The following is a 23,984-nucleotide window of genomic DNA, read 5'->3' as shown; positions in this document are numbered from 1 at the left end:
GAGTTGAGCAGCAGTGTTTGTATGAAACCAACAACCCGCCAGGTCCCCGGCACAGAATCACTTGAGTCCGTGTCCCAACTCACGGCTGCTTCGCTTGTCCATCTGCGACCAGCCGATGACCGCCGCGAGCACGAGCGGTGACGACGTGATCACCAGGGCGGACCGGACGGAGAGCTCGTCGGCGAGCACTCCCCCGGCCAGCGCCCCGATCGGCTGCCCGACCCCGAAGGTCACCATCCGCCCCACCAGGTTGACCCTCCCCTGCAACCGGTCGGGCGTGACGAGCTGGCGGACCGTGATGCCGTTGACGATCACGATCGTCGAGGTCAGACCCCACAGGGCGGTGCTGATGACGGCCGTCCACCACTGGTGCACCCCGATCAGCACCCCCATCACGCCGACCCCGGCGGAGAGCCCGATCGTCGTCACCAGCCGGGGCGAGCAGACGTCGCTGATCCTGGGCATGACGACCGCCGCGGCGAACGACCCGACCGCCAGCGCGCTGAACAGCACCCCGATCCTGGCGTCGTTCTGCGGCACGGCGAACACCCGGAACGCGTAGACCACCAGCAACCCGGACACCGCGCCACCCGCGATCGCCTGACCGATCCCCAAGGCGGTGAAGAGCCGGACTGTGGGTTCCCTCCACAGGAACTCGAGCCCTTCCCGGATGTCCGCTTTGAGCGAGATTCGAGGCTCTCTTGCTTCGTTCAGGGGCCGCTGGATCATTCGGACCAACGCCGCCGACGCCGCGAAGCTGACCGCGTCGAGCGACATCGTCCCGGCCGGCCCGATGACGGCGATCAGCACTCCGGCGGCCGACGGTGCCGCGATGTACACCGCGGTGCTCGCCGACCAGATCGCGCTGTTGGCCCGCACGAGGTTGCCGCTGCCGACGAGCGCGGGCACGGCCCCGAAGTTGGCAGCGTCGAACCACACGGTGACGCTCGCCACCCCGCCCGCCACGACGAGGAGGTGCAGCGGGGTCAGCGCGTCGAACGCGCCCGCCACGGGCACGCTCGCGAGGAGCACGGCACTGGCGAGGTCGGTGACGACCATGACCGTGCGCCGGTGCATGCGGTCGACGAGCGCTCCCGCGAGCAGCCCGAACACGAGGTAGGGCGCGGCGGTGAGAGCCGCGAGCGCACCCGTGTACAGGGCGCTGCCGGTGAGCGAGTACATGAGGACGGGCAGCGCGACGCCCGACACCGCGGAACCGGCCGTGGAGATCAACCTGGCGAGCCAGAGCTTGACGAACTCCCGGTCCGACCACAGCGTCCTCAACGCGGGGTCAGGATTGCGGAACGCGGATCACGCTCCCCGGGTTGATCACGTTGGGGTCGGTGATGACGTGCGGGTTCGCCCGCACCAGTCGCGTGTAGAGGTTGCCGGAGCCGTAGAAGTGCGTGGCGATCGACCACAACGTGTCGCCGGGCTTGATCGTGTACTCCTGGTAGACGCGGTAGCCCGGCACGATCCGCGGCCCGTACACGACGGGCACGATGATCTTGTCGAGTTCCGCGCCGTTCTGGGGCGACACCCAGAACACCTCGACGAACAACCGGTCGAGCGCGAACGCCGCACCGGACACGTCGACGCTCACCTGGAACTGCCCGTGGCCACCGACCCCGTCACCGGCCTGGAAACCGCCGACGACCTCGTCGTGTCCTTCGTGGATCCGGTAGTTGAACTGCGCCTCGAACGCCCCGCCCGCGGTGCCGGCGAGTTGCACCCGGCCCCCGACGAGGCCGAGCGGACGTGGCTGCTGGACATCGATCGACATGGGACTTCCCCCTTCCACCCAGGTAGTCGTGGGGCGGCGGGTGGACGTTGCCCAGGGTCACCCCGGTGGCGCAACGGCTGGGGCCTGTATCGAAGTCTGGTTCGATGAGAGTCGCGCTTGAGGTGGTTCCTGGCGGTGCGGCCGAACGGCCCGCATACCGGTGTTGTATGTGGGCCGTTCGGCCGTGCCGCCAGGGGCCGCCTCAGGCCCGGCTATCGCGGACCAGACTTCGATACAGGCCCCAGTGGTGGAGGGCGGAGTCGAACCGCCTTCGCGCGAGCTCCCGTTTTACAGACGGGCGGGGCTCCACAGCCCCATCTCCACCATTGCCAGAATTCAATTTGTCACGCTTCTGACCAGCGTCGATGTGAATATCATGACGTTGCCTCCCTACTTCGATCAACTGAATTTCGGCGTATTCGCGAAACACGGTCCGGCACGAGGGCGATATCCAGGTCGTGAGGGTGGTCGGGCGCAGCCGTGAACTGGCAGCGATGCGGTCGTGGCTGGCGGCGGAGACCGGCGGACTGGTGCTGTGCGGCGGCGAACCGGGCATCGGCAAGACCCGGCTGGCCCAGGAACTGGCCGGGCACGCCCTCGCGCTGGACCGCGAGGTCGTGTGGGGGCACTGCGTCGAGACCGAAGGCGCGCCGGCGTTCTGGCCGTGGCGGCAGGTGCTGACAGCGGCGGGCGCCGACCCGGACGTCGTGCTGGCCCACGACGCCGAGGTGCCGCAGGACCGGTTCCGGGTGTTCGACGCGATCGCGACCGCGCTCGACCGGGACGGCCTGGTGATCGTCGTCGAGGACGTGCACTGGGCCGACGCGGCGTCACTGCTCGTGCTCTCCCATCTGGCCGTGCGGCTGCGAAACGTCCTGATGTTCGCCACCTTCCGCGACCCTTGCCCCGCGGTCGCCGACCTCATGCGCTCCGCCCGGCGCATCGACCTGCGGGGACTGTCGGCCGACGAGGTCGCCGAGCTGGTCGGTGTCGAGCACGCCGCCACCGTTGCCGCACTGACCAGCGGAAACCCGTTGTTCGTCACGGAGATCGCCCGCGCGGTGCAGGACGGCACCTGGCGCCCGGACCAACCGCCGCGCAGTGTCCGGGACATCGTGACCGCACGGCTCGACCGGCTCGCACCCGACGCCGCGGCGCTCGTCAGGACCGCCGCGCTGATCGGCCGCGACTTCGACCCCGACCTCACCGCCGCGGCGTCCGGGGTGCCGATCAGCGCGCTGGACCAGGCAGCCACGCTGATCGACGCGACCGGGCACCGGTTCGTGCACGCGCTGACCCGTGACGCCGTGGACGCCTCGCTGACCACCGCTGAGCGCCGCACCCTGCACCGCAGGATCGCCGAGGAGATGGTGGCCTCAGGTGCTGGGCACTACGCCGACATAGCCCGGCACTGGAGTGCTTGCGGTGAAACGGAAACCGCCCGCACGTGGACGATCCGCGCCGCCGAGGACGCGGTCACCCGGCTCGCTTACGAGGAGGGCGTGCGGCTCTACCGCGCGGCGGCGTCCATTGAGGACAGCTGCGAAATCCAGGTACGACTGGGGAAAGCGGCGTACTTCGCGGGCGACCTGCCGGGCTGCGTCCAGGCCGCCGAGCGCGCCGCCGACCTGGCGTCGACTCCCGAGCAGATCGCCGAGGCCGCGCTCGTGCTGGAGGCCGCGCCGGGCGCCGGCGTGAACGCGGTGGCGACCCCGTTGTGCGACAACGCACTTCGCCAGCCGACCAGCACCGCCACCCGCGCCCGGCTGCTCGCCCAGCGCAGCCACCTCGCGTTCTACCGCGGCGAGCAGCACCGCCTGGACGGCCTGAGCCGCGAGGCACTCGACCTGGCCCGCCGCTGCGGCGACGACCGCGCCCTCGCTGAGGCGCTGCACGCCCGTCAGGAGGCCTGCCCCGGGCCTTCCGGCCGTGCCGAACGCCTGGCGCTGGCCACGCAGATGATCGAACTCGCCCACCGCGTCCGCAGTCCGCGCGGGGCGATGTGGGGCGAGCAGTGGCGGATCCACGCGCTGATCGAGAGCGGCGAACTCGCGGCCGCCCAGGAGGAACTGCCCGCGCTGGCGCTCGCCTGCGACCGCGTCGGCGGCCAGGCGGCGTTGTGGCACCTCGAGGTCGTGACCGCGTGCCTGGCCCAGGCGCAGGGCCGGTTCGCGCAGGCGCAGGAGGTCGGCCGGCGCGCCTACGACCGCATGCGCGTCATCGAGCACGAACCCGCGTCCGGCGCCTACTTCGCCCTGCAGTGCGGCCTCGCGAACCACCTCGGCGTGACCGAGGACGGCCTCACGCTCGCCCGCCACTTCCACGACTCGCCACCGAGGTTCCGCCTGATGTCGAAGCTGACGCGGGCGTTCCTGTTGCTGCGCGCGGGTTTCCGCGACGAGGCGCTGGAGTGGTACCACCGCGCAGGCCCGATCGCCGAGTGGGACCTGCCGGCGTTCTTCGTGCTGCCGGGCCTGGTCGACAGCGTGCTGGTGACGTCGGGCCTGGGCCTGCTGGACGACCTCGGCGTGATCCTCCCCCGCCTCGCCGAGTTCCGCGGCGCGCACGCGGCCGGCAACGGCGTCGCGTACATGGGCCCGGTGTCACTGGCGCTGGGCCGCGGCCACCTCGCCCTGGGCGACGTCCGCCAGGCCGCCGTCGACCTCACCACCGCCGTCGCCGAGGCCTCCCAGGCGGGCGCCCCCGCGTTCGCCGCCGAGGCCCGCTGGTACCTCGCCGCCGCGTTGCGCGCGCTGGGCCAGGACGCCGACGCCGTCCAGCGCGCCGCCGACCGCGCCATCCGCACCCTGGGCATGACCGCGTTCACGACGGTCGACCTGAGCAGCCGCGAACACGAGGTCGCCAGCCTCGTCGCCGAGGGCCTCACCAACCGCGAGATCGCGGGCCGGCTCGTGATCTCCGAGCGCACCGCCCAGAACCACGTCCAGCACATCCTCACCAAGCTCGGCTTCCGCACCCGCAGCCAGATCGCGGCGTGGATGAGTACCTCATCGAGTACTCCGGCGGATGGCTGACCAGCGCGTTCTTCCTACCGTTCAGGGACACCCACGGAGTTCAGGGGACACCCACGGAGGAGGACCATCATGTGGCTCACCATCGCAACGCCGCCCACCCGGTCGCTCGAGAAGCTCGACGAGTTGACGGGGTCGCTCACCCCCGAGGGCCTGCGGGCCCGCTACGTCTGCCAGGCCGACGGCGAGTTCCGGATCATCGCCGTCTGGGAGTCGAAGGACCACGCCGACCGCTTCTTCCGCGAGGTGCTCGGCCCGATCCTGGCCCGCGTGCTCGGGCCGGAGCCGTCGGGGGCGCCCGAGACGGTCGGCATGGAGGTGCTGCGGGAGTTCGTGCCCGCTCTCAGCTGAGCGCCCGCACTATCCCGAGGATCGTGGCCCTGCTCGGCCTGGCCCGTTCGGCGGGTTCGAGCAGGGCCAGCTCGTCCACCAGCACCGCTTCCCGGATCTCCGCGTCCCGGCCGGGCGCCTCGGCCCGCAACGCGTCCACCAGCCGCGACCGCAACGCCCGGCCCGCGGGATCGTCCGTCGGCAGCAACCGCCAGTGCGCGCGCAGCACCCGTGCCGCCACGTCCTCGCCGCCGACCGCCCAGAGCAGGCGGATCATCCGGTCGGCGAGGCCCATGCGAACAAGGCTGCGGGCCGATAGTTGCCGTCACAACCGCCGGACATGCGAATGGCCCCGGCGCCACGCCGGGGCCATTCGTCAGCAGCGCTACTTCTTCTTGCCGGTGAACAGGTCCTTGACCTGGTTGCCACGGCGGCGCAGGCCCCACTTCGTCACGCGGATCAGTGCCTCGCGGACGATGTTGCCGCTCATCTTCGACTCGCCGAACTCGCGCTCCAGGAACGTGATCGGCACCTCGCGGACGCGGAAACCCAGCTCCAGCGTGCGCCACAGCAGGTCGATCTGGAAGCAGTAGCCGGCCGACGCGACCGAGACGAGGTTCAGCTTGCGCAGGGTGTCCGCGCGGAACGCCCGGTAGCCGCCCGTCATGTCGCGGATGTTCGCGCCCAGCGCCAGCCGCGAGTACAGCGAGCCGCCCAGCGACAGGAACTTGCGCTTCGCCGGCCAGTTCACGACCTCGCCGCCCGGCACCCAGCGCGAGCCCAGCACGAGGTCGGCCTGCGGCAGTGCGTCCAGGAGGCGGTGCAGCTGCTCGGGAGCGTGCGAGCCGTCGGCGTCCATCTCGCAGATGACGCCGTAGTTGCGGTCCAGCGCCCACTGGAAGCCCGCGACGTACGCGGCGCCCAGCCCGGCCTTCTCGGTGCGGTGCATGACGTGGACGCGGTCGTCGGCGGCCGCCATCTCGTCGGCGAGCTGGCCGGTGCCATCGGGGCTGCCGTCGTCGACCACCAGCACGTGCACTTCGGGCAGTGCCGTGTGCAGTCTCTTGACGATCTTTCCGATGTTGTCCCGTTCGTTGTACGTCGGGATCACCACCAGCACCTGCCCGAGTTCCTGGTCAGGCTGCTGCGCCATTCGAGTCCTTCCGTCGTCGGGTGAAGCCCAGCGCCAACGCCACTAGGCCCGCAGCGGTCAGCACCCACTCGGGCCAGGCTCCTAGCCAAGTCGCCAGCGTAGTCTGTGACCTCAGCGGCAGTGTCGCGACCAGGGCGTCGGGCACGAAAAGGCCAGTCTTCTGAGTGACGGAACCGTCAGGTTCGACGATGGCGCTCACCCCCGAAGTGGCGGCCACGACCACTGCCCTGCCGTGCTCCACCGCACGCACCCTTGACATGGAAAGCTGCTGGTAGGTCATCTCCGTGTAGCCGAACGTGGCGTTGTTCGTCGGGATCGCGATGATCGTCGCGCCGGCCGTCACCGTGTCGCGGACCACTGAGTCGAACGCCACTTCGTAACATGTGTCAATCGCGACCTTCGCGGGCCCCATGACGAAACCGTCCGGGTCCGAACCAGGCTGGAACACCCCCGCGCGGTCCACCGTGGACGTGAACAGCCGGAAGAACGACCGCAGCGGCATCGTCTCGCCGAACGGCTGCAGCTTGCGCTTGGTGTAGGTGTCCGTCGGCCCCTTCTCCGGGTCCCACAGCACGACGGTGTTGCGCGGCAGCCCGTCGCCCCGGTCGACGACCACGGCCCCCACCGCGATCGGCGCCTTGATCGCCTTCGCCGCCGCGCTGATCACGGCGGAGGCGTCGACGTTCCGGAATGGATCGATGTCGGACGAGTTCTCCGGCCAGATCACGATGTCCGGCTGCTTGGCCTCGCCCCGCCCGACCGCGGCGGCGAGCTCCATCGTCCTCTTGGCATGGTTGTCGAGCACGGCCCGGCGCTGCGAGTTGAAGTCGAGCCCCGCGCGCGGCACGTTGCCCTGGATCGCCGCCACGGTGACGGTGCCGGCGGACGCGTCCACCCCGACGGGCACCGCGAACCCGGCCACCAGCGGCACCACGAACAGCGGCAGGCCGAGCTTCCAGTTCTTCACCAGCCAGAACAGCCCGAACCCGGTCAGCGCCACCGCGAACGACAGCAGCGGCGCCCCGCCCAGCGACGCGAGCGGCAGGAACCAGCCCTCCGGCTGCCCGAACGCGATCTTGCCCCAGGTGAACCCGCCGAACGGGAACACGCCTCGCAGCGCCTCGTCCGCGACCCACAGGCACGCCGCCCACAGCGGCCACCCCGGCACCCGCGAGATGAACGCCATCGCGGTCGTGCCGATCGAGATCATCAACGCGCAGGCCAGCGCCAGCGGCAGCCACGCGACCAGCCCGACGAACTCCCCGGTCCAGCGCAGCAACGGCACCATGAACCCGAGCCCGAAGAGCAGCCCGTAGCCGAACCCGGCCCGCGCGCGCCGCTCGTGGATCACGGCGGCCAGCAGCGCGAACCCGAGCGGCGCCAGGAACCACAGCGGCCGCGGCGGGAAGCTCAGGTAGATCAGCACGCCACCGGTGATGGCGAGTGCCGTGCGCGCCAGGACCGGACGGCTCAGCCGCCGTCGGCGAGCGGGCGATTCCGGCGATTCCGGCGCAATGGGGGGTGCGACCACCCGATCAGCCTACGAGGCGTCGGCGTACGCAGGACGTAGGCCTGCGTCGTTGCCTGCTCACGCCTGCTTGACGACTTCCTCGTCACGCTTCGGTCATCGCCGAACCGGGTGAGCTTTCTCAGCTCGGAGGCGTCACGATCGCGCTTCAGCCCCCTTTGCCCTGGGTGGGAAAGGTCGACAAGCGCAAGCTTCACTCCCTGTTTCGGTAAGGTTCGAGGTAATCAGGAGGTGACGGATGCCCCGTCCAAGCGTGGAAGCCGAACGCAAGGCGCAGATCCTCGCGTCCACCTGCAAGGTGATCGCGGCTGAGGGCTTCCGCCACCTCCGGGTCTCCGACGTGGCCAAGGACGCCGGTGTCTCCGGCGGCACCGTGCACTACTACTTCGAGACCAAGCGCGAGCTCACCGACGCCGCGTTCGAGCACTGCTTCGAGCTGTCGGTCTCGCGCCGCCGCTGGATCCTCGAGTCCGACGAGCCCCCGCTCTCGCGCCTGCGCATGGTCGTCGAGTCGTACCTGCCGGAAGGCGCCGAGACGGTCGAGGCCTGGAAGGTCTGGGCCGAGCTGTGGGTCGAGGCCATCCGCAGCCCCGAGCTGCAGGAGCTGAACGAGCGCTTCTACGGCGAGTGGCGCGACATCGTGGCGAGCATCTTCCGCGACGGCCAGGAGTCCGGCGACATCCTGTCGTCAGGTGATCCGGTCGAGCTGGCGAACATGATGGTCAGCATGCTCGACGGCCTCGCGCTTCAGGTGCTGGCCGGCTCGAAGGCCATGACCGTGGACGCCATGCGCACGACCTGCCTGAGGTTCGTCGACCAGCTCTCCACCGCGTCCGTCGGGTAGCTCAGCCCGCCGGCCGCCACGCAGAGCACCAGCAGCAAGACCACCGGCGTGCGGGTGAAACCCAGGAACAGCAACCCCTTCGGCACCGGCACGGTCTCCGCGAACCGCTGCGCCTCGCTCAGCAGCAACCCCGCGAACATCAGGAACAGCACCGCCAGTGGCAACGTCCGCCCGATCACGCCCACGGTGATCAGGCTCGTGCCGGCCAGCACGACGAGCGCCGCCGTGAACCACCAGTGGTGGGGCGTGTGCCAGGGCTCCTTCGCCGACCGGGCCATGAGCCAGCTGCCGAACAGCACCGCGACGCACGTGAGCACGAGCACCCGCATCGCCGTCAGCGCACCCTGCCCGTCGGGCTCGTACACGATCGGCAGGTAGGCGAGTCCGAGCACGAGCAACGGCGTCACCGCGAGCCCACGCGCGACCCGCATCACCGCCGGCCGCAGCTCCGGCCCCGGCCGCATCGCCACCCTGGCCCTGGTGCGCTCCGCCTCACCGATCTTGCTCCGCGCGGCCTCGCTGTCGCCCTGCTCCCAGACCACCCACACCAGCCCGAGGAACACGACGACGCCGAGCACGACCGCGTACCCGGTCAACTGCCGCGGCCCGTAGACCCAGCCGACGGCGCCGACCAGGACGCACAGGGCGAGCCTGATCAACGACCCCACCTCGGGCCGCGCGCTGCGCCACGTCTTCTGCGGCCACGACGTCAGCACGAGCCGCCGCATGACGAACCAGACGCTCGCTCCCACCGCGACGGCCGCCAGCCACATCGCCAGCCCCACCCCGGGCTGCCGCAGCGACCTCGTGTCGCCGAACAGCAGCATCACCCCGACCAGCAACACCACCGCCGCCGGAACCCTGAGGCGCCCCAACGCCCACAGGTGCGCCCGCACCCAGCGCTGGCGGTTGCGCCACGCCGACTCCGCGGCCACCAGGGTGAGCAGCCCGAGCGCTCCGAAGCCCACGGGGTTGCCGGTGAGGTGCGCGACCGCCAGCACGACGATCGGCACCGCTCGCGGATACGGACTCTCCGCGAGCGTGATGCTGCGCAGCGGTGACGGCGGCCCGGTCTCTTCTTTCACCCGGAGCCACCGCCAGGCGTGCCACAGCAGCGGCACGTACACCGCGATGAAAACCGTGTCGACGAGAAATCCAACGCTCATCTCGGCTCCCCAAGGTTCGGGTAACCGTGCTGTCGCAGGTCAGAGCCTCAGGGTTACGCGCTGTAACACGTCCGGGTGAATTCAGGGTTCATCCCCGATGCAACATCTGGACCAACAGGCGCATTGTGGGTATATGACCACGACAGTTGCTTTGAGCAGGCCCAGGACCAACCGGATGATCGCGGGTGTCTGCGCGGGGCTCGCCCAGCGCTGGGGGATGAAGGCGAGCACGGTGCGCCTTCTCTTCGTGTTGTCCTGCCTTCTGCCCGGACCGCAGTTCGTCGTCTACCTCGTGCTCTGGGTGATCATGCCCGACCGCGGCTACTGATGAGGCGGCACCGGCGACATGGAGGCGTCGCCGGTGCAAGCCGGGTCACTCAGTGGCCGTACACGAGGTCATAGGCGAGTTGCGGGTCGAACTTGCCGGCGTCCACGTTCGGCGCCTTGCCGCAGCGGCCGTCCGAGTCGCCGGGCACCTTGACCCACAACAACATCTCCGCGCCACCACCGGTGCGCGCGGGCGTGCCGAGCTTGCGGCCGCCGGGGTTGCACCACTGTCCGTTGTGGCCGTTGCCGTTGCGGCTGGTGTCGATCACGTACGGCTTGGTGTAGCCGGGAAGTGCGCCGCTGACGGCGTTGCCGTACGAGGTCGAGGCCGCCGTGGTGTGGTAGTTCGACACGTTGATCGAGAAGCCGCGGACGTTGCGCACACCGGCCGAGTCCAACCGCGAGGCCATCGCCGGAGCCGGCACCCACTGCGCGTTGCCGGCGTCGAGGTAGGCCCACGTGTTGGGCGCCTTGGCCTTGAACTGCTCGGTGGCGTACTTGATCATCGCCGTGCGTTCGGCGATCTTGGCGGCGTCCATGCAGCCGAAGTCGGCCAGCGAGTCGGGCTCGACGATCACGACCGCGGGACGTGAGCCGATGGCGGTGGCGAAGGCGGAGATCCAGGCGCGGTAGGCCTCCGGCGTGCCGGCGCCGCCGCCGGAGTGGCCGCCGCACGCGTCGCGGCCGGGGATGTTGTAGGCGACCAGGACGGGAAGTTTGGTGCTGGTCTTGGCCACGTAGCCGCTGACGGCGGTCTTGATGTCGCCGCTCCAGTTGCCGAACCAGCGGGCGATCGGCTTGGCCGAGATGTTCGCCTTGATCGCGGCCTGCCTGCCGTCACCGGCGTGGTCACGCACCCAGACGGCGGGGTTGGAGTCCGGGTCGACGTAGAAGCCGTTGGTCAGGCTGATCGGGCTTGCGGCGTGCGCGGCGGGTGCGGTTGCCACGACAGCCAGGAGGGCCAGCGCTAGTGCTCTCATCATGACCAGCACGTTCGCGCTGTGCGCTTAAGGGGCGGTAAGTCCGGACGTCAACGCGACCCGGTGCGCACCAACCCATTCGTACGCGGCGCGCACGGACCGGGCGGCACCCGAGTCGCACAGACGCACCATCGCCGAGTCCCCCGCCGCCGCACCGGCCTCCATGCCGCGCCAGCAGCGGTCCTGCCACCACAGGACGGTCTCCACCACCCTGCCGCGATCGGCGAAGCCATAGGCGTCACACATCAAGCGCAGCCGCTGCGCCGTCGCGGCGAGATCGTCCACCGCCGGGCCGAGATCCAGGTACTGCCAGCACATGTGCGCGACATCGTGGACACGAGCACCCGACGCGGCGCCGTCCCAGTCGAGGAAGGCGACCGGCAGCGTCGCGATACACCGTGTTCTTGGGCGACAAGTCGTTGTGACAGACCACTTCCTGGTCACCGGCCAGCGGCGTTCCCGCCGTCAGGTCGTGGAACCGGCGAACGAGCCGGGCGACCTGCGCCAGGCTCTCGGCCGAACTGACCCGATCCGTCGGGGACTGCCAGGCGACGTGGCCGTCCAGGAACGTCAGCACCTCACGGCCGTGCTCGTCCACGCCGAGCAACCTCGGAGCGCCCGTCCAGCCGTGCTGCTCGAAGTGGCGCAACAGCTGATGGACGAACTCGGCACGAGCTCCAAGGCCGCGTCGCACCGTGTCGCCGACCCGGACGACACTGTTGATGAAGCCACCCCGCAACGGTTCCTCGACCATCGGAACCCAACCTACTCGGCACCACCGACGATCCCGGACTGCAACGGCAGCAGCGGCGCGACCACCCGCCCGAACAACCCGCTGCGGGTGATCCCGCCACCCGGCCCCGCGAACGGCGCCGCGGCGTCGAGCGAGTCGGGCAGCCGCGCGTAGGCCGCCCACCGCTCATCCCACGCCTGGACCACTTCGAGATGCCCGCCGGGCAGGAACCGGGACAGGTGCACGCCGGCGACCTGCCCGGTGTTGCCCAGCAGCGGTAACAGCCGGAAGCCGCCCTCCCGGCGCAGCCGCTCGATCAGCTCCGCGCTGTCCATCTCATCTCGCCACCATCTCCGTGCTAGCCAGATACGCCTGCACCGCGGCATCACGTTCGGCGGCCGACCAGCCGAGCGGGCCGGCGATCAGATCGGCGACCGCGGGAGCGACGGACGCACCGGCGTCGAGGTGCTCGATGGCGATCCGGGTACGGCGCGCCAGCACGTCCTCCAGCCCCAACGCACCCTCGTGCGTGACCGCGTACACGATCTCCGCCGCGAGATACCCCGCCACATCCGAAGCGAGCGAGGCGTCCTGGGCGATCAACGCCAGCACGTCGGACACCGCGGAGCCGTAGCGCTGCAGCAGATGCTCCACAGTGGACAGGGGCAGGCCGGACTCGGCGGCGACACGAGCCCGGTCTGCCCACAGCTCTTGGAAGCCGACGGCACCGCACAGCGGCAACCGGGAGGTCAGGGAAGGTGCGACCGCGCGCCCCAGACCGGCGACCGCGGCGTTCACCACGTCCGCGGCCATCACGCGGTAGGTCGTGTACTTGCCGCCGGCGATCACGAAGAACCCCGGCTCCGGCTGGGCCACCGCGTGTTCGCGGGACAACTTGGCCGTGTCACCCGAGGCGCCGTCGAGCAGCGGCCGCAAACCCGCATACACACCAACCACATCGTCGACGTTCAACGGCGAGCGCAGCACGGCGTTGACGTGATCGAGGATGTAGGAGAGATCCTCCGGAGTAGCGGTCACGGCGGCAGGATCGCCGTCGTAGGGCGTGTCGGTGGTGCCGATGATCCAGTGGCGGCCCCACGGAATCACGAACAGCACGGACTTCTCGGTCTGCGTGATCAGCCCGCCGTCCAGCTGGATCTTCGAGCGGTCCACCAGCACGTGCACGCCCTTGGACATCCGCACGTGGAACGGCGGAGCGCCAGGGCTCAGCGCGTTCAGCGAGTCGGTCCACACCCCGGTGGCGCTGATCACCCGCCGGGCGCGCACCTCGACGACGGACCCGTCCACGTCGACACGAGCCCCTGAGACAACACCGTCGGAACGCAGCAACGAGTCGACCCGGGCCCGCGAAACCACCGTCGCACCGTGCTGTGCCGCAGTGCGAACCAGCGTCAGCACCAGCCGGGCGTCGTCCATCTGCGCGTCGTAGTACCGAATCGCACCCGCGAACGCCGAGGAGTCGAGCGACGGACCCAAAGCAGCCATCTTGCGGCGGGAGAGGTGCCGGTGCATCGGCACCGCCCCAGCGCCACCGATCGAGTCGTACAGCAGCACTCCGGCACCCACGTAGGCGCGTTCCCACTGCTTCTTCAGAGGAAAGAGGAACGGCACCGGCCGCACCAGGTGCGGTGCCAGCCGGCGCAGCAACAACCCGCGTTCCTTCAGAGCTTCCCGGACCAGCTTGAACTCCAGCTGCTCCAGGTACCGCAGCCCGCCGTGGACGAGCTTGCTGGACCGGCTCGACGTGCCCGCCGCCCAGTCGTCTGCCTCGACCAGCGCGACGGAGAGGCCGCGTGACGCCGCATCAAGAGCAGCGCCCGCTCCGACCACGCCGCCTCCCACGACGAGCACGTCGAACTCCGTGCTCGTCAGGGAACGCAGCGAATCAGCACGCCGAGCCGGATCCAGCCTTGCGAACAACTTCAGCTCCTAAATACGAAGTCAGCGAACGTCGGAGTCGACCCAGTCGAACGACTTGGTGACGGCCTTCTTCCAGTTGCGGTACTGGCGCTCGCGCTCGTCGGCCTCCAGCGCGGGCGTCCAGCGCTTGTCCTCCGCCCAGTTCGCGCGCAGTTCGTCGAGCGACGACCAGTAGCCGACGGCCAGGCCCGCGGCGTACGCGGCACCCAGCGCGGTCGTCTCGGCGACGACGGGGCGCACCACCGGCACGTCCAGCACATCCGCCTGGAACTGCATGAGCAGCTCGTTCTGGACCATGCCGCCGTCGACCTTCAGCTCGGTCAGCGGCACACCGGAGTCGGCGTTCATCGCGTCCAGCACCTCGCGGGTCTGGAACGCCGTCGCCTCCAGCACGGCCCGTGCCAGGTGGCCCTTGTTGACGAACCGGGTCAGGCCGACGACCGCGCCGCGCGCGTCCGCCCGCCAGTACGGTGCGAACAGGCCGGAGAACGCCGGGACGACGTACGCGCCACCGTTGTCCTCGACCGAACGGGCCAGCTCCTCGATCTCCGGGGCCGAGGAGATGATGCCCAGGTTGTCGCGCAGCCACTGCACCAGCGAGCCGGTGACCGCGATCGAGCCTTCCAGCGCGTAGACGGGGGCCTCGTCGCCGATCTTGTAGCAGACCGTGGTCAGCAGGCCGTTCTTCGACGCCACCTTCTCGGTACCGGTGTTGAGCAGCATGAAGTTGCCGGTGCCGTAGGTGTTCTTGGCGGTGCCGGGCTCGTAGCAGACCTGGCCGAACGTCGCGGCCTGCTGGTCGCCGAGGATGCCCGCGATCGGCACGCCCTTCAGCACACCGCCGGGGCCACCCGTGCCGTAGACCTCCGAGGAGGAACGGATCTCCGGCAGCATCGACAGCGGGATGCCCATGTCAGCGGCGATGGACTCGTCCCACTGCAGCGTGTCGAGGTCCATCAGCATGGTGCGCGACGCGTTGGTCACGTCGGTGGCGTGCACGCCGCCGTTCGGGCCGCCGGTGAGGTTCCACAGCGTCCACGTGTCGGTGTTGCCGAACAGCAGGTCGCCGGCCTCTGCCCGCTCGCGAGCACCCTCGACGTTGTCGAGGATCCAGCGGATCTTGGGTCCGGAGAAGTAGGTCGCGAGCGGCAGGCCGACCTTCGCCTTGTAGCGCTCGGCGCCGCCGCCGAGAGCGCCGAGCTCCTCGACGATCGCCTGGGTGCGGGTGTCCTGCCAGACGATGGCGTTGTAGACGGGCTCGCCGGTGTTCTTGTCCCACACCACCGCGGTCTCGCGCTGGTTGGTGATGCCGACCGCGGCGAGGTCACCGGTGTTCAGGTCGGCCGTGGCGAGCGCCTGGCCGATCACGAACCGGGTGTTCTCCGAGATCTCGACCGGGTTGTGCTCGACCCAGCCGGCCTTCGGGAAGATCTGCTCGTGCTCCTTCTGCCCCACCGACACGATCGAGCCGCTGTGGTCGAAGATGATCGCCCGCGTGCTGGTCGTGCCCTGGTCGACGGCGAGAACGTACTGCGTCATCGAAAAGTCCTTTCGGGATGGTCAGAACACGCGTCAGAACACGAGCGAGGCGATGACACCGGCGAGCGCGCCGCCGACGATCGGGCCGACGACCGGCACCCACGAGTAGCCCCAGTCGGAGTCCTTCTTGCCCACGGCCTCACCCTCGGTGCCCTTGTAGGACAGCGGCAGCAGGGCGTGCGCGATGCGCGGGCCGAGGTCACGAGCCGGGTTGATCGCGTAGCCGGTGGGACCACCGAGCGAGGCACCGATACCGACGACCAGAAGTGCGGCGGCCAGCGGGCCGATCTGGGTCGGGGTCTTGCCGAACGCGAGGATCACGAAGACCAGGACGAACGTGCCGATGACCTCGCACACCAGGTTCCAGGTGTAGCTGCGGATCGCCGGACCGGTGGAGAAGACGGCGAGCTTCAGACCCTCGTCGGGCGTCTCGTCGAAGTGCGGCTTGTACGCGAGCCACGCGAGCACGGCGCCGAGGAACGCGCCGAGCATCTCGCCGGCGAAGTAGACGAGCGTCGAGCCGAAGCCCACCGGAACACCGGGGGCGTACTCGGCCGCGCCACTGGTGAGGATGCCCACCGTCACCGCGGGGTTGAGGTGCGCACCCGACTTGTAAGCGACGTACACACCGGCGAAGACACCGAGTCCCCAGCCGAAGTTGATCAACAGCCAACCGCCGTCGAAACCCTTCGACTTGGCGAGCAGCACGTTGGCCACCACGCCCGCACCCAGCAACAGCAGGACGCCCGTACCGAGCACCTCGCTGAGGAACACTGACCCGAGACCCACGCTGGCCTCCCATTCGACTCTGAACGGCTGATCACCCTGTGGTGAGTGAGGCGGAACGTAATGACCCGCGTCACTCCTGCTCAATGGGTACGTTTCGACAATGTCGACACCAGGTGACCCGTGAGCTGTGACCGACCGGTCACGCTGTGCTCCCACAAGGCGTTTTCAGCGGTTTTCCAGGGGAAACAGCGCCGGAAGCAGTTCGACATTGCCGACACGGGTCGTCTCAATTACGTTTGCCGCCGTGCCGGGACCCATCCAGTCGATCGAACGCGCCGCAGCCGTGCTGCGGCTCCTGGCGCGCGGCTCCGGCCACCACGGTCTCACGGAGATCTCCGACTCGCTCGGTCTCGCGCGGGGCACCGCACACGGGATTCTCCGTACGCTGCAACGGGTCGGGTTCGTCGAACAGGATCAGGCCACCGGCCGCTACCGGCTCGGCGCCGCCCTGCTGCACCTCGGCACGTCGTACCTCGACGCGAACGAGCTGCGCTCGCGGTCGATCAACTGGGCCGACACGCTCGCCGCGCGATCCGGCCAGGAGGTCAGGATCGGCATGCACCACGACGGCGCCGTGCTCGTCGTGCACCACGTGTTCCGGCCCGATGACTCTGCGCAAACACTCGGCATCGGCGCGATGCTGCCGCTGCACGCCACCGCGCTCGGCAAGGTGCTGCTCGCCTACGACCCGGACCTGTCCGCCGCCGTGCGCAGGCGCGAGCTGACGTCGTTGACACGTAGGACGATCGTGCGTCCGGCCGCGCTGGAGAGGGTGCTGACGGAGGTACGCGGGCAAGGCTGGGCAGGCGAGGCTGAGGAGTACATGCCGGGCGAGGCGAGCATCGCCGCGCCCATCCGGATACCGGGTGGCCTCGTGGTCGGCGCGATCGGGATCTCCGGTGCCGTGGACCGCCTGTGCGACTCCACGGGACGGCCTCGCGCGGCGCTCGTGCGCCAGGTCTGCCAGGCGGCGGAAGCAGTGACCACTTCTCTCGTGGACGAGAACTGAGAGGCTTGGCGTGCAACGGTTTGTGATGGCGATCGACCAGGGCACCACGTCGACGCGGTGCATCGTGTTCGACCAGAACGCCCGCCTGGTCGCGGTCGCCCAGCGCGAGCACCGCCAGTACCACCCCCGCCCGGGCTGGGTGGAGCAGGACGCCGTCGAGATCTGGCGCAACGTCGACCGGATCATGCCGCAGGCGTTGCGGCAGTCCGGGATCACCGCCGACCAGGTCGTCGCGCTCGGCATCACGAACCAGCGCGAGACGTTCGTGCTGTGGGACCGGCACACCGGTGTCCCGATCGGGCGCGCGATCGTCTGGGAGGACATCCGCACCGAGGAACTGGTGGCGCAACTGGAGAAGCAGCCGGGCATCGAGGAGGTGCGCGAACGCTGTGGCCTGCCGCTGGCGACCTACTTCTCCGCGCCCTCGCTGCGGTGGCTGCTGGACAACGTGGCCGGCCTGCGGGAGAAGGCGGAGCGCGGCGACGTCCTGTTCGGCACGATGGACACCTGGCTGATCTGGAACCTCACCGGTGGCGTCAACGGCGGTCTGCACGTCACCGACGTGACCAACGCGTCGCGGACCATGCTGATGAACCTCAGCACCCGGCAGTGGGATCCGATGCTGCTGGAGTTCTTCGGGGTGCCCGCGGCGATCCTGCCGGAGATCAGGCCCTCGACCGAGATCAGCGGCACGACCACGCGCGTGGTGCCGGGCATCTCGATCACGGCGGCTCTGGGCGACCAGCACGCGGCGTTGTTCGGGCAGACGTGCTTCGAGAAGGGGTCGATCAAGGGCACGTACGGCACCGGCGGGTTCCTGTTGATGAACACCGGCGACGAGCTGGTGCGGTCGAAGCACGGGCTGCTGACCACGATCGGCTACCAGATCGGCCCGGAGCCCACCTACGCGCTGGAGGGCTCGATCGCCGTCGCCGGGTCATTGGTGCAGTGGTTCCGCGACAACCTCGGGCTGATCCACAGCGCGCCGGAGATCGAGACGCTCGCGCGCACGGTGAAGGACAACGGCGGTTGCTACATCGTGCCCGCGTTCTCCGGCCTGTTCGCGCCGCACTGGCTGTCCCAGGCGCGCGGGATCGTCGTCGGGCTGACGTCGTACATCAACAAGGGGCACCTGGCGCGGGCCGTGCTGGAGGCGACCGGCTGGCAGACGCGGGAGGTCGTCGACGCGATGAACGCCGACCTCGGGGCGCCGACTCCGGTGCTGAAGGTGGACGGCGGCATGACCGCCGACCACCTCCTGATGCAGTTCATCGCGGACGTGCTGGACATCCCGGTGACGCGGCCGCTGGTCGCCGAGACGGTGTCGCTCGGCGCGGCGTACGCGGCGGGGCTCGCGGCCGGCTATTGGCCGGACCTGGAAGGCCTGCGCCGCAACTGGCACCTGGCCGCGCGGTGGAACCCCGCGATGGACCCGCGGCACCGCGAGAACGAGTACGCGAACTGGAAGCGGGCCATCGAGCTGACGTTCGCCTGGGCCCGCTCCACTCCGTCCACTTAGGAACGCTGCTTGCGCACCCAGGCGGCGATGCCGTCGGCGTCGATCGGCAACGCGTCCGACAGGACCTCCGCGCCGGTCGACGTCACGACCAGGTCGTCCTCGATCCGCACGCCGATGCCGCGCAGCTCCGGCGGCAGCGTCTCGTCGTTCGGGTGGAAGTACAGGCCGGGCTCGACGGTCAGCGCCATGCCGCGCTCGAGAATGCCCTTCTGGTAGGCCTCCTCGCGGGCGTCGGCGCAGTCGTGCACGTCCAGGCCGAGGAAGTGGCCGGTGCCGCAGACGATGTAGCGGCGGTGGTGCTGGCCGGACGGGTCGAGCGCCTTGTCGACGCTCACCGGCAGCAGGCCCCAGTCGTGCAGGCCCTCGGCGAGCACGCGCATCGCGGTGTGGTGGAAGGCGCCGTAGTCGTTGCCCGGCTTGACTTCCGCCAGCGCGGCCACGTGCGAGGCGTGCACGAGGTCGTAGACCTGGCGCTGCGGCGCGGAGAACTCACCGCTGACCGGGAACGTGCGGGTGACGTCCGCGGTGTAGAGGGAGTTCATCTCGACACCCGCGTCGAGCAGCAGCAGGTCGGCGTCGTTCACCCGGCCGTCGCAGCGCGTCCAGTGCAGGACGGGGGCGTGCGGGCCGGACGCGATGATCGAGGTGTAGCCGGGGCCGTTGCCCTCGGTGCGGGCGCGGCGGTCGAAGGTGCCCTGCAGCCACCGCTCTCCCCCGCCGCGCACGGCCTGCGCGAGCTCCATGCCGACGTCGGCGAAGCCCTTCACCGTGGCGCCGACGGCCTGGCGGAGCTGGTCGATCTCCCAGTCGTCCTTGATCCGGCGCAGTTCGGCGAGCGTGGTGCGCAGCTCGTCGCTGTGGCTGCCGGTGAGCGCGTCGAGCAGCGGGTCGAGGCCCTTGGCGGTGAGGGTTTCCGGATGCCGGCCTCGCAGGGCGTGCGCGAGGTCCTCCAACGGACGCGCGGTGATGCCGAGCGCCTCGCCCCACTCCTTCGGCCCGGCCGCGGCGCCGATCCAGAACGGGCTGCGGTCGGCGTCGCCGAAGAAGTCGACGCTGTGTGGCTCCGACGGCACCGGCACGAACAGCGTGGCGTCCTGCTCGGACAGCACCAGCACGGCGCCCTCGACCTGGCAGCCGGTCAGCCACACGAAGTCGCTGTCGGCGCGGAACTCGTGGAACGTGTCGTTCGACCGCACGTGCGCGCGCCCCGCGGCCAGCGCGATCCGCTTGCCAGGAAACGCCTGCACGAGCCTCGCCCGGTGGGCCTGAGCCGCCTCGGCGGTGCCGCCGGGGAGATCGATGGGGTTGTCCCACGCTCCCCAGCCGTCGCGGATGTAGGTGCGGAAACCGTCCGCTTCCACCAATTTCGCCATGTCACGGCGTGTGCGGGCCACTCGTCGTCCTTTCGCTGAGTCTGGGGCCCAGCCTTCGTTGGTCCGAACGTTCGCACCAATCCCAGTTGGCCATAGCTCTGAGCTATGGATCGCGGCGGTGTATCCACCGGTCGGCGGCAAGCCTCTACCTACAAGAGGAGGTATCCGCCATGAGCCGCCGAACCTGCATCCTTCTCCTGGCCATCACAACTCTGGCCGCCTGCGGGCAGCCGCCTTCGCCCGGCACGCCGAGAGCCGTGCCGCAGGCTGAAGCCACGACAACGCCGACCACAACGACGCCCGCTACAACAGCGCCGCCACCGCCTGCCACCACGACTCCGCCGCCGAAACCGCCGCCGCCGCGGACGACGACGACCAAGCCGCCACCACCGAAACCCAAGCCCCCGAATCGCTTGGTGATCACCTCCGGACTGCGCGGGTCCATCGAGAGTCGCACCGGCCAGTCGTTCCCCGATGCGTGGGCGGGGATGCAGACCGACCTGGAAGGTTTGTGCCCCGCCAAGAAGCCGTGCGTGGGATATGCGCTGGTGGCCGATCCGACCATCGAAAGTGACCAAGACTGCTACATCGGCAAGAACGGCATCAAGGTTCCGGATCCCCTGTACGAGGACGGCAAGATCACGTTCAGGGTCAACAACACCCGCTGTCCCAAGGGCTGAGCCGTGCGCGCCGCACCCGCCAGGCCGAAGGAGGAGGCACCGTCCAAAGCGTTGCGGGTCTTCGGTTCCCTGCTCGCACCGACCACTGTGCTGACCGCGCTGCTGTTCTACTTCGGCACCCGGCACGCGACGTTCTTCTGCGAGTGGTTCGGCGTGCACTACTCGGTGCTCGGCCTGTCCGCGCCGGACTACCTGATCCGCAGCGCGGACGGCATGTTCGTCCCGCTGACAGTGCTGGCGGCCGCGGGGCTCGTGGTGTTGTGGGGCTACCGCTTCCTGCGCTCCGCCCTGGCGCCGAGGACGTGGCGCGTCCTGACCCGGCGCGCCGTGCCGGTGCTGGTGTCGCTGGGCTTCGTGCTCCTGCTGCTCGGGCTCACCGGCCTCGCGATACCCGCCCTGCTCTACGCCGTGGCCGGCCTGCCAGGGCTCTGCGTGGCACTGGGCGTGATCCTCTTCCCGTTGGCGGAGCGCCTGCACGCGACGCTGTCCGGCAAGCACGCCGCCGGCGTCGTGCCGGTGATCCAGTGGACCTTCACGTTCGTGCTCGCGACCATCGGCCTGTTCTGGGCGGTCACCGACTACTCGGCGGCGGTCGGGCAGGCCAGGGGCTACGAGTACGAGACGAAGCTCGGCGAGTTGCCGGAGACGGTCGTGTTCAGCACCAAGGACATCGGGGTCCGCGGGCCGGGAGTCACCATGACCGCGTGCACCGCGGCGGACGCGGCCTTCCGGTTCCGCTACGACGGCCTCGTCCTGGTGCTGCAGTCGAGCAGCCAGAGCTTCCTGCTGCCGAAGGGGTGGAACAGCCGTGACGGCGTGGCCCTGCTGCTGCCCCGTTCCGGCGACTCGCGCCTGGAGTTCTCGCCGGCCCGTGGCGAACGTGAGCGCTCCTGCTGACCCGCCGACCCGCGTATAGCCTCGCGCTATGGAACTGGAGATCCGGCACCTGCGGGCGATCTGCGCCATCGGCGACGCGGGCAGCCTCTCGCGGGCGGCGACGCAGCTCGGCATCTCCCAGCCGTCGCTCACGACCCTGCTGCAGCGGGTCGAGCGGATGGTCGGCGGCAAGCTCTTCGACCGCGGCCGCGCCGGTGCCGTTCCCACGCCGCTCGGCACGCAAATGCTGCAACGGGCCCGGTTGCTGCTGGTGGAGCTCGAGGCGTTCGGCGCGACGGTGCCGGTCGGCGGACCGGTGCGGTTCGGGTCGGTGCACATGGAGTGCGTGGCCGTGCTGTTCTCCCGGTTGGAGCGGGTGTTGTCGGACGTGACCTTGTACGTCGACCCGTCGTCGACGGCGCTGGCGCTGGCGTTGGGCAAGGGGCACCTCGACGCGGCGGTGATCGCGGTCGACGAGGAGCAGGACCTCGGGCTGCCGCGCGGCGTGGCGCAGCGGATCGTCGTGCCGTGGGTGCCGGTGTACATCGCGTTGCCCGCCTCTCATCCGCTGGCGGCGTTGCCGGAGGTGGAGCTGGCCGCGCTCTCCGGTGAGGCGTGGGTGGGGCCGCCGGGGGCCGAGGACGGGTCGCTGACGGCGTTGCGCGCGGCCTGCCGGGCGGAGGGGTTCGTCCCGCGGATCCGGTTCGAGGTCCCGAGCGGGGCCGGACGGCAGCTGATCGCCGCCGGTAAAGCCGTGCAGCTGGTCGAACCGACGTCGCAGGGCGGTCCGGGGGTGGCGGTGCGGCCGTTGGCGGGAGCACCGATGCGGATGCGGCTGGTGTTCGCGTGGCGGCGGGAGCGGCTGACCTGGAGCCAGGCCAGCCGCGTGTACGCCGAGGTGCTGGGTGCCTATGCGGACCAGGCGATGGCCAGTCCGGCGTTCCGGCCCTGGTGGGAGGAACGCGGCGCGGCCCTCACTTCAGCGCGCTGAGCCAGCCAGCCCAGTCCGCGTCGTACCTGGTCCCGATCACGCGCGTCACGTGGTCGCGCGCGCCGGCCCAGTCACCGGCCCGGTACTTCGCGAGCACCGCGGCCACGTCCTCCGGGTGCTTCTCGAGCAGATACCTGACCGCGAGATAGCCCCAGTTGTAGACCCGCTTGGTGTCGTGGTCGTACGTCGTGTCGAAGAGCGCGCTCAACGCGTACGTGCCCTTCTTCGCCTCCGCCAGCGCAGCGTCGTAGACCTGGTTGCGGTAGCTGTAGGACAGGTACTCGGCGAAGCCCTCGATCCACCACACCGTCGGCGTGGTCATGTTCTCCTCGAAGTCGCCGTGCATGTCGAACCGGCCGTCGAGGTAGTGGGTGTACTCGTGGTTGAGGTTCCAGATCTGGAACTGCGGCCGCGTCCACTCGGCCTCGTACGCGATGAACCGCGCCTGGTTGAGCGCCGGGTCGCCCTCGAGGTACATGCCGCCGTTGTTGGTGGAGATGTCGAACAGCACCCCGGCGTACGTGCGGTAGTCGGTGCTGGAGTCGAAGACGACGACCTCCAGCGAGGTGTTGCGGTCGCCGGCGACCGGGCCCGGGTCGCGCACCAGTCCGTGGAAGGCCGAGTCCTGCCCCGCGAGGCTGCTGCACGTCTGGCGCAGCTGGGCCGTGGTCAGGTGCTGGGCCCTGATGCGCAGGGTGGCGCTGCAGGTGTGCCGGACGGTCAGGACCCTGCGGTCGATCTTGGCGCGGAAGTCGCACGTGCGGTAGCGGCCGCACTGAGCCTTGTCGTACCAGTCGACCATCTCGGCGATTCCCACCCACAGCGGTGCCAGCCGTCCGACGACGTCACCCCGGCCGACCATGTCGATGAGCAGCGGGCGGACGCGTGAGGCGATGTCCGCGTGCTGAAGGAATCTGCCGAGCTCGCGGGTCGCGTTCGTGACCAGGTACGAGCGGTCGGTGCCGAACAGCGAGAGGTTGCGCACGACGAAACGGCGCAGTGCACGCAGGATCTCGGGCTCGGCCCGCACGGCGGCCAGGAACTCGGGGTGGGCGTGGCCGTAGTAGAGCATGATCATGCCGGCGTGCACGGCGGCGTCGTCCGCGCCGGTGTAGTTGTCCAGCAGGCGGGTCAGCGCGCGTAGTTCCGCCGGGTAGTCGGCGGCGACGTAGATGGTCGACAGAGGGGCGCTGTGCGGGTGGAGGTCGCGGGCGATCTCGGGTGGCAGCAGCGGGCTGTTGGGCGTGCCCGGGGCGGCTTGCGCAGTGGCCGGGACCAGCAATCCGGCCAGCAGGGCAAGGACGAGTGCGGCTAATCGCATGAGTGTCCTCCGCAGGGGATGTGAGGTGCTCAGGAGCGTCACACCCGGCGCGGTCCCGCGATCATCCCTT

At 69.9% G+C, this 23,984-nt stretch carries 24 protein-coding genes and 1 tRNA gene; 9 read left to right on the top strand and 16 right to left on the bottom strand.

What is annotated here, in order from left to right; genetic code table 11:
• Positions 1–57: 57 nt before the first annotated feature.
• The 3 genes from ACIA8G_RS02945 to ACIA8G_RS02935 form a co-directional block, all read right to left on the bottom strand.
• The gene (locus ACIA8G_RS02945; RefSeq protein WP_396416551.1) at positions 58–1,284 is read right to left on the bottom strand and encodes an MFS transporter; all 1,227 of its coding nucleotides are present in this window, start codon (positions 1,282–1,284) and stop codon (positions 58–60) included.
• A 7-nt stretch (positions 1,285–1,291) separates the two neighbouring features.
• Positions 1,292–1,783: a Gmad2 immunoglobulin-like domain-containing protein gene (locus ACIA8G_RS02940; protein ID WP_396416550.1), complete on the bottom strand. Its 492-nt coding sequence runs from the start codon at positions 1,781–1,783 to the stop codon at positions 1,292–1,294.
• A 245-nt stretch (positions 1,784–2,028) separates the two neighbouring features.
• A tRNA-Tyr gene (locus ACIA8G_RS02935) sits at positions 2,029–2,108 on the bottom strand.
• A 133-nt stretch (positions 2,109–2,241) separates the two neighbouring features.
• Here ACIA8G_RS02935 and ACIA8G_RS02930 point away from each other — a divergent pair.
• Both ACIA8G_RS02930 and ACIA8G_RS02925 read left to right on the top strand, forming a co-directional pair.
• Positions 2,242–4,818 (top strand): ATP-binding protein, encoded by a 2,577-nt coding sequence (locus ACIA8G_RS02930; protein WP_396416549.1) that lies wholly within the window; start codon positions 2,242–2,244, stop codon positions 4,816–4,818.
• A gap of 69 nt (positions 4,819–4,887) precedes the next feature.
• Positions 4,888–5,166 (top strand): hypothetical protein, encoded by a 279-nt coding sequence (locus tag ACIA8G_RS02925; RefSeq protein WP_396416548.1) that lies wholly within the window; start codon positions 4,888–4,890, stop codon positions 5,164–5,166.
• On the opposite strand, the gene ACIA8G_RS02920 is transcribed toward ACIA8G_RS02925, so the two are convergent.
• From ACIA8G_RS02920 to lnt, 3 genes are all read right to left on the bottom strand, one after another.
• Positions 5,159–5,440 carry a hypothetical protein gene (locus tag ACIA8G_RS02920; RefSeq protein ID WP_396416547.1) on the bottom strand — a complete coding sequence of 94 codons (282 nt, stop codon included), beginning with the start codon at positions 5,438–5,440 and terminating at the stop codon, positions 5,159–5,161. The genes ACIA8G_RS02925 and ACIA8G_RS02920 overlap by 8 nt on opposite strands.
• 90 nt (positions 5,441–5,530) lie before the next feature.
• A complete protein-coding gene (locus ACIA8G_RS02915) occupies positions 5,531–6,298 on the bottom strand; it encodes a polyprenol monophosphomannose synthase (protein WP_396416546.1) in 768 nt (255 codons plus the stop codon).
• Positions 6,282–7,829, bottom strand: coding sequence for an apolipoprotein N-acyltransferase (lnt, locus tag ACIA8G_RS02910; protein WP_396416545.1), 1,548 nt, complete (start codon positions 7,827–7,829; stop codon positions 6,282–6,284). The genes ACIA8G_RS02915 and lnt overlap by 17 nt, the downstream gene beginning before the upstream one ends.
• A 235-nt stretch (positions 7,830–8,064) precedes the next feature.
• Between lnt and ACIA8G_RS02905 the strand changes: the two genes are divergently transcribed.
• A complete protein-coding gene (locus tag ACIA8G_RS02905; protein WP_396416544.1) occupies positions 8,065–8,670 on the top strand; it encodes a TetR/AcrR family transcriptional regulator in 606 nt (201 codons plus the stop codon).
• Here the strand turns inward: ACIA8G_RS02905 and ACIA8G_RS02900 are convergent.
• On the bottom strand, positions 8,574–9,836 hold the full coding sequence (locus ACIA8G_RS02900; RefSeq protein ID WP_396416543.1) for a hypothetical protein: 1,263 nt from the start codon (positions 9,834–9,836) through the stop codon (positions 8,574–8,576). The genes ACIA8G_RS02905 and ACIA8G_RS02900 overlap by 97 nt on opposite strands.
• 133 nt (positions 9,837–9,969) lie before the next feature.
• Here ACIA8G_RS02900 and ACIA8G_RS02895 point away from each other — a divergent pair, with 133 nt between their 5' ends.
• The gene (locus ACIA8G_RS02895; protein ID WP_319971939.1) at positions 9,970–10,164 is read left to right on the top strand and encodes a PspC domain-containing protein; all 195 of its coding nucleotides are present in this window, start codon (positions 9,970–9,972) and stop codon (positions 10,162–10,164) included.
• Between the two features lie 49 nt (positions 10,165–10,213).
• On the opposite strand, the gene ACIA8G_RS02890 is transcribed toward ACIA8G_RS02895, so the two are convergent.
• The 7 genes from ACIA8G_RS02890 to ACIA8G_RS02860 are packed head-to-tail and all read right to left on the bottom strand — an operon-like array spanning position 10,214 to position 16,145.
• On the bottom strand, positions 10,214–11,146 hold the full coding sequence (locus ACIA8G_RS02890) for a glycoside hydrolase family 6 protein (RefSeq protein ID WP_396416542.1): 933 nt from the start codon (positions 11,144–11,146) through the stop codon (positions 10,214–10,216).
• 24 nt (positions 11,147–11,170) lie between these two features.
• Positions 11,171–11,461, bottom strand: a complete 291-nt coding sequence (locus ACIA8G_RS02885; RefSeq protein WP_396417332.1) for a hypothetical protein — start codon at positions 11,459–11,461, stop codon at positions 11,171–11,173.
• Positions 11,382–11,897, bottom strand: coding sequence for a phosphotransferase (locus ACIA8G_RS02880; RefSeq protein WP_396416541.1), 516 nt, complete (start codon positions 11,895–11,897; stop codon positions 11,382–11,384). Before ACIA8G_RS02880 ends, ACIA8G_RS02885 begins: the two co-directional genes overlap by 80 nt.
• Before the next feature lie 11 nt (positions 11,898–11,908).
• Positions 11,909–12,211: a hypothetical protein gene (locus tag ACIA8G_RS02875; protein WP_396416540.1), complete on the bottom strand. Its 303-nt coding sequence runs from the start codon at positions 12,209–12,211 to the stop codon at positions 11,909–11,911.
• 1 nt (position 12,212) lies between these two features.
• A complete protein-coding gene (locus ACIA8G_RS02870) occupies positions 12,213–13,817 on the bottom strand; it encodes a glycerol-3-phosphate dehydrogenase/oxidase (RefSeq protein WP_396416539.1) in 1,605 nt (534 codons plus the stop codon).
• A gap of 21 nt (positions 13,818–13,838) precedes the next feature.
• Positions 13,839–15,356: a glycerol kinase GlpK gene (gene glpK, locus ACIA8G_RS02865; protein WP_396416538.1), complete on the bottom strand. Its 1,518-nt coding sequence runs from the start codon at positions 15,354–15,356 to the stop codon at positions 13,839–13,841.
• Positions 15,357–15,389: 33 nt separating this feature from the next.
• Entirely contained in the window at positions 15,390–16,145 is a 756-nt protein-coding gene (locus tag ACIA8G_RS02860) for an MIP/aquaporin family protein (protein WP_396416537.1), read from the bottom strand.
• 244 nt (positions 16,146–16,389) lie between these two features.
• On the opposite strand from ACIA8G_RS02860, the gene ACIA8G_RS02855 reads away from it, so the two are divergent.
• Together ACIA8G_RS02855 and glpK (ACIA8G_RS02850) are read left to right on the top strand one after the other, a co-directional pair.
• The gene (locus tag ACIA8G_RS02855; RefSeq protein WP_396416536.1) at positions 16,390–17,154 is read left to right on the top strand and encodes an IclR family transcriptional regulator; all 765 of its coding nucleotides are present in this window, start codon (positions 16,390–16,392) and stop codon (positions 17,152–17,154) included.
• A gap of 25 nt (positions 17,155–17,179) precedes the next feature.
• Positions 17,180–18,673 (top strand): glycerol kinase GlpK, encoded by a 1,494-nt coding sequence (gene glpK, locus ACIA8G_RS02850; RefSeq protein WP_396417299.1) that lies wholly within the window; start codon positions 17,180–17,182, stop codon positions 18,671–18,673.
• Here the strand turns inward: glpK (ACIA8G_RS02850) and ACIA8G_RS02845 are convergent.
• A complete protein-coding gene (locus ACIA8G_RS02845) occupies positions 18,670–20,046 on the bottom strand; it encodes an aminopeptidase P family protein (protein WP_396416535.1) in 1,377 nt (458 codons plus the stop codon). The genes glpK (ACIA8G_RS02850) and ACIA8G_RS02845 overlap by 4 nt on opposite strands.
• Positions 20,047–20,462: 416 nt before the next feature.
• On the opposite strand from ACIA8G_RS02845, the gene ACIA8G_RS02840 reads away from it, so the two are divergent.
• From ACIA8G_RS02840 to ACIA8G_RS02830, 3 genes are read left to right on the top strand one after another with little or no spacing between them, the layout of a single operon-like run.
• Positions 20,463–20,726, top strand: a complete 264-nt coding sequence (locus ACIA8G_RS02840; RefSeq protein WP_396416534.1) for a hypothetical protein — start codon at positions 20,463–20,465, stop codon at positions 20,724–20,726.
• 3 nt (positions 20,727–20,729) lie between these two features.
• Positions 20,730–21,623: a hypothetical protein gene (locus ACIA8G_RS02835; RefSeq protein WP_396416533.1), complete on the top strand. Its 894-nt coding sequence runs from the start codon at positions 20,730–20,732 to the stop codon at positions 21,621–21,623.
• Between the two features lie 28 nt (positions 21,624–21,651).
• The gene (locus ACIA8G_RS02830; RefSeq protein ID WP_396416532.1) at positions 21,652–22,593 is read left to right on the top strand and encodes a LysR family transcriptional regulator; all 942 of its coding nucleotides are present in this window, start codon (positions 21,652–21,654) and stop codon (positions 22,591–22,593) included.
• On the opposite strand, the gene ACIA8G_RS02825 is transcribed toward ACIA8G_RS02830, so the two are convergent.
• On the bottom strand, positions 22,577–23,914 hold the full coding sequence (locus tag ACIA8G_RS02825) for a collagenase (RefSeq protein ID WP_396416531.1): 1,338 nt from the start codon (positions 23,912–23,914) through the stop codon (positions 22,577–22,579). The genes ACIA8G_RS02830 and ACIA8G_RS02825 overlap by 17 nt on opposite strands.
• Between the last annotated feature and the right edge of the window lie 70 nt (positions 23,915–23,984).

The sequence above is a fragment of the Lentzea sp. NPDC051213 genome, assembly GCF_044455585.1.
In the GTDB taxonomy this organism is placed as follows: domain Bacteria; phylum Actinomycetota; class Actinomycetes; order Mycobacteriales; family Pseudonocardiaceae; genus Lentzea.
Note: the sequence above shows the minus strand (reverse complement) of the source record. Positions and strands in the feature narration are given on the sequence as shown.

Coding starts and splice junctions, on each gene's coding strand:
- ACIA8G_RS02900 (WP_396416543.1), bottom strand. CDS start 9,836: ATGAGCGTTGGATTTCTCGTCGACACGGTTTTCATCGCGGTGTACGTG.
- ACIA8G_RS02915 (WP_396416546.1), bottom strand. CDS start 6,298: ATGGCGCAGCAGCCTGACCAGGAACTCGGGCAGGTGCTGGTGGTGATC.
- ACIA8G_RS02885 (WP_396417332.1), bottom strand. CDS start 11,461: ATGTGCTGGCAGTACCTGGATCTCGGCCCGGCGGTGGACGATCTCGCC.
- ACIA8G_RS02825 (WP_396416531.1), bottom strand. CDS start 23,914: ATGCGATTAGCCGCACTCGTCCTTGCCCTGCTGGCCGGATTGCTGGTC.
- ACIA8G_RS02920 (WP_396416547.1), bottom strand. CDS start 5,440: ATGGGCCTCGCCGACCGGATGATCCGCCTGCTCTGGGCGGTCGGCGGC.
- ACIA8G_RS02880 (WP_396416541.1), bottom strand. CDS start 11,897: ATGGTCGAGGAACCGTTGCGGGGTGGCTTCATCAACAGTGTCGTCCGG.
- ACIA8G_RS02875 (WP_396416540.1), bottom strand. CDS start 12,211: ATGGACAGCGCGGAGCTGATCGAGCGGCTGCGCCGGGAGGGCGGCTTC.
- ACIA8G_RS02895 (WP_319971939.1), top strand. CDS start 9,970: ATGACCACGACAGTTGCTTTGAGCAGGCCCAGGACCAACCGGATGATC.
- ACIA8G_RS02925 (WP_396416548.1), top strand. CDS start 4,888: ATGTGGCTCACCATCGCAACGCCGCCCACCCGGTCGCTCGAGAAGCTC.
- ACIA8G_RS02845 (WP_396416535.1), bottom strand. CDS start 20,046: ATGGCGAAATTGGTGGAAGCGGACGGTTTCCGCACCTACATCCGCGAC.
- glpK (WP_396416538.1), bottom strand. CDS start 15,356: ATGACGCAGTACGTTCTCGCCGTCGACCAGGGCACGACCAGCACGCGG.
- ACIA8G_RS02890 (WP_396416542.1), bottom strand. CDS start 11,146: ATGATGAGAGCACTAGCGCTGGCCCTCCTGGCTGTCGTGGCAACCGCA.
- ACIA8G_RS02940 (WP_396416550.1), bottom strand. CDS start 1,783: ATGTCGATCGATGTCCAGCAGCCACGTCCGCTCGGCCTCGTCGGGGGC.
- ACIA8G_RS02830 (WP_396416532.1), top strand. CDS start 21,652: ATGGAACTGGAGATCCGGCACCTGCGGGCGATCTGCGCCATCGGCGAC.
- ACIA8G_RS02905 (WP_396416544.1), top strand. CDS start 8,065: ATGCCCCGTCCAAGCGTGGAAGCCGAACGCAAGGCGCAGATCCTCGCG.
- glpK (WP_396417299.1), top strand. CDS start 17,180: ATGGCGATCGACCAGGGCACCACGTCGACGCGGTGCATCGTGTTCGAC.